Origin of the sequence: Actinoplanes sp. NPDC026623, assembly GCF_040638275.1 — a bacterium.
Classification (GTDB): Bacteria; Actinomycetota; Actinomycetes; order Mycobacteriales; family Micromonosporaceae; genus Actinoplanes.
On sequence record NZ_JBEZXZ010000369.1, the window covers coordinates 1 to 3,687 of the forward strand.

Below are 3,687 nucleotides of genomic sequence, written 5' to 3' on the forward strand. Positions count from 1 at the left end.
ACGCTCGACCACCACAACACCCTGATCGCCGGGCTCGACCGCCGGGCCGCCGCGCCGCCGGGCTGGTTCCGGATCCTCAGCGACGAACCGCGGCTGCTGCGCCTGCTCGAGGCGCAGAGCGACCCCGGCGGCGACGTGGCGACGGCGCTCGACGCGGCGGCACGGCTGTGGGGCAGCACGGTGCAGCGGATCGGCGACGTCCACCGGCTGGACGACGCGGCCGGCGCGACGATCGCGCTGGCCGTGCCGCAGGGCGGCGAGCGGGAACGCCCCTGCGAGATCGTCACCCCGCCGCTGACCGGCGACCACGGCGCCGCCCTCGAGGCGCTGCTGGGCCCGGCCCGGGAACTCGGCTTCACCGTGCCGCTCGAGGCCGCCGTCCACCTGCATCTCGACGGCGGGCCGTTCCGCCGGCCGCCGGCCCTGGCCAACGTCGTCCGGCTGTTCGCACACTGGCGGGAACCGCTGCGGATGCTGCTGGGCACCAACCCGGCCTGCCGCCGCCTCGCCCCGCTGCCGGCGCCGCTGGTCGCCGCCGTCGCGGGCGTCCCCTCGTACGACGACCTGCGCGAGGCCGCCGAGGAGGGCGAGCTGACCAAGTTCTTCGACGTCAACCTGACCCAGCTGCTCAGCGCCGACCCGATCCGGGACACGATCGAGATCCGGATCCTGCCCGGCGCGATCGACACCGGCGAGATCCTCGACCGGGCCGGCCTCGTCGAGCTGCTCCTCGACCGCTGCCTCGACCCGGAGCCGATACCGCCGGCCCCCGCCGACCCGGGCGCCGCGGCGGAGGCGCTGCTGGGCCTGGCCGCGGCGGTCCTCGCCAAACGCTAGGAACTAGATGTTGTGCCGGGCGTACGCGGGGCCGCGCAGGCCCAGCATCGCCTCGGTCATCCGGACCGCGTCGACCGCCGCCCGCACGTCGTGCACCCGGACGATCCGGGCGCCCTGCAGCACGCAGAAGACCACCGCCGCCACCGTGCCCACCAGGCGCTCGCGCTGCGGGCGGTCCAGCGTCTCGCCGATGAAGTCCTTGTTGCTCAGCGCGGCGAGGGTCGGGTAGCCGATCTCGGTGATCTCCCGCAGCCGCCGGGTCAGCTCCAGCGAGTGGTACGTGTTCTTGTTCAGGTCGTGGCCCGGATCGATGATGATCTGCTCCGGCAGCACGCCGCGGGACAGGGCCAGCTCGACCCGCCCGCGCAGGAAGTCGCCCACCTCGGCGGTCACATCGCCGTACCGGGGGCTCGGGTGCAGGGTGCGCGGCGCGGCCAGGCTGTGCGTGATCACCAGGGACGCGTCCGTGCCGGCCACGGCGTCGGCCATCGCGGGGTCGCGCAGGCCCGACGTGTCGTTGATGACCCCGGCGCCCGCCTTGATCACCTCGCGGGCCACCTCCGGCCGGTAGGTGTCGACGGAGACCACGGCCAGGTCCCGGGCCGCCTCGACCACGGGCAGCACCCGCCGCAGCTCCTCCTCGGGGGAGACGTCCGGCCCGGGCGCGAACGGCACGCCACCGATGTCGATCCAGTCCGCCCCGGCGTCGGCCGCCGCCCGGACCGCGTCGACGGCCTTCTCGAGAGCGAAGGTGCTGCCGCGGTCGTGGAACGAGTCCGGCGTCCGGTTGACGATCGCCATCACGACGACCCGGTGTGCGAAGTCATATGCCCGCCCGCCGATGACGCGTTCGGCGCTGATCAGCGGGGGTGCGTTGTCGCTCACGCCGGGAGACTAACCCGGCGGCCAGGATCCCCTCGATTCGGCCTCCCGCCAATGATCGAACCTGCTCTATGGTGCAAGGCGTGACGGAAGCAGGACACCCGGTCGCGGACGTGCGCGGCCCGTTGCCGTACCTGTGGTGGCTCGTACGGCGGCAGAAGGGGCGCATCGCCATCGGCGTCCTGCTCGGCTCGCTGTGGATGGTGGGGCTGACCCTCCCGCCCTACCTGCTCTCCCAGGCCGTCGACCGCGGCCTGCAGCGGCGGGACCCGGCCGCGCTCGCCGCCTGGGCCGCGCTGCTGTTCGCGGTCGGCGTGGTCAACGCGATCCTCGCCATCCTGCGGCACCGCACCATGACGAAGATCCGGCTCGACGGCGGCTTCCGGACCGTCCGGGCGGTCATCGCGCACGCCACCCGCCTCGGCGCCGCGCTGCCTCGGCGCATCGGCGCCGGCGAGATCGTCACCATCGGCATCGCCGACGTGTGGGTGCTGGCGCAGGCGCTCACGGTCACCGGGCCGGGGCTCGGCGCGGTGATCGCGTACGTGGTGGTGGCCGTGCTGCTGCTGCAGATCTCGCCGCTGCTGGCCGTGGTGGTGCTCGCCGGGGTGCCGGTGCTCGCCGTGGTGGTCGGGCCGATGCTCGGCCGGCTGCAGCGGGCCGGCGCCTGCTACCGGGAGCGGCAGGGCGCGCTCGCCGACCGGCTCGTCGACATCATCGGCGGCCTGCGCGTCCTCAACGGCCTCGGCGGCAAGGACGGCTACGCGCGCCGGTACCGGCGCGATTCCCGGGCCGTCGCCGAGGAGGGCTACCGGGTCGGCGCGGTGACCAGCTGGATCCAGTCGCTCGGCTTCGGGCTGCCCGCCCTCTTCCTCGCCGTGGTGATCTGGCTGGCCGCCCGGATGGCCGCGAAGGGCGACATCACGGTGGGCGAGCTCGTCGCCGTCTGGGGGTACGCGGCGGTGCTCGTCGTGCCTGTCGCGTTCTTCATCGAGGGCGGGTTCGACGTCAGCCGGGCGCTGGTGTCCGGGCGCCGGGTCATCGACTTCCTGCGGCTGCCGGTGGATCCGCCGCCGCCCGGGCAGGGCCCCGACGGCCCGGCCGTGCTGCGCGACCCCGACTCCGGCGTGGTCGTCATCCCCGGTCGGCTCGTCGCGCTGGCCACCGCCCGCCCCGCGGACGCCGCCGCCGTGGTCGACCGCCTCGGCCGGTACGGGCCGACCGCGGTGACCTGGGGCGGCACCCGGCTGGACGGGCTCGCGGTCCGGGACCGGATCCTGGTCGCCGACAACGAGGCCTATCTGTTCACCGGGGCGCTCGGCGAGGTCGTCGCCGGGTGCCGCGAGCCGGACGACGACGCCGTCGCGCGGGCCCTGGCCGCGGCCGCGGCCTGCGACATCGTGGACGGCCTGCCGGACGGGACGGCGTCGGTGATCGACACGCAGGGCCGCAACCTCTCCGGCGGCCAGCGCCAGCGGGTCCGGCTGGCCCGCGCCCTCTACCACGACCCGGAGATCCTGCTGGCCGTCGAGCCGACCTCCGCCGTCGACGCGCACACCGAGGCCGCCATCGCCGAACGCCTGCCCGCGGCCCGGGCCGGGCGGGCCACGCTCGTCGCGACCACCTCCCCGGCCATGCTGGACCGCGCCGACATCGTGCACTACGTCGTCGGCGGCCGGCTCGCTGCCACCGGCACCCACCGGGCCCTGCTCGACACCGAGCCCGGGTACCGGGCGCTGGTGACCCGGGCCGCGGGGGAGGCCGCCGTCCCCGAGGCGGCCCGCCGATGACGGCGCTGCCGGTCGCCGGGCGCGCACACGTGCGGAGGGCCGTGTTCCGGCTGATCCGCGACGACCGGGGCGCGGTCGCGTTGATGGTGCTGCTCAACGCCCTCGCGGCGATCGCCGGGCTGGGCACCCCCACCAGGATCGGAAGGCCGACGGTGAGCACCGAGGGCGCCAGCGCGAT

3 protein-coding genes and 1 pseudogene are annotated in these 3,687 nt (G+C 75.4%); 3 read left to right on the forward strand and 1 reads right to left on the reverse strand.

The features are described 5' to 3' along the window. A partial coding sequence (locus AB0F10_RS44680) for an amidoligase family protein (protein WP_360640556.1) occupies positions 1 to 837 on the forward strand: 837 nt, incomplete at its 5' end. Between the two features lie 3 nt (positions 838 to 840). Here AB0F10_RS44680 and folP read toward each other — a convergent pair. Continuing rightward, complete coding sequence (gene folP, locus AB0F10_RS44685) at positions 841 to 1,722, reverse strand: dihydropteroate synthase (protein WP_360640559.1); 882 nt, start codon at positions 1,720 to 1,722, stop codon at positions 841 to 843. 164 nt (positions 1,723 to 1,886) lie between these two features. Here folP and AB0F10_RS44690 point away from each other — a divergent pair, with 164 nt between their 5' ends. Both AB0F10_RS44690 and AB0F10_RS44695 read left to right on the forward strand, forming a co-directional pair. Beyond that, the gene (locus tag AB0F10_RS44690) at positions 1,887 to 3,509 is read left to right on the forward strand and encodes an ABC transporter ATP-binding protein (protein ID WP_360640562.1); all 1,623 of its coding nucleotides are present in this window, start codon (positions 1,887 to 1,889) and stop codon (positions 3,507 to 3,509) included. After that, positions 3,506 to 3,687 (forward strand): annotated as a pseudogene (locus AB0F10_RS44695) (ABC transporter ATP-binding protein); the annotation flags it as partial. The gene AB0F10_RS44690 and the pseudogene AB0F10_RS44695, both read left to right, overlap by 4 nt.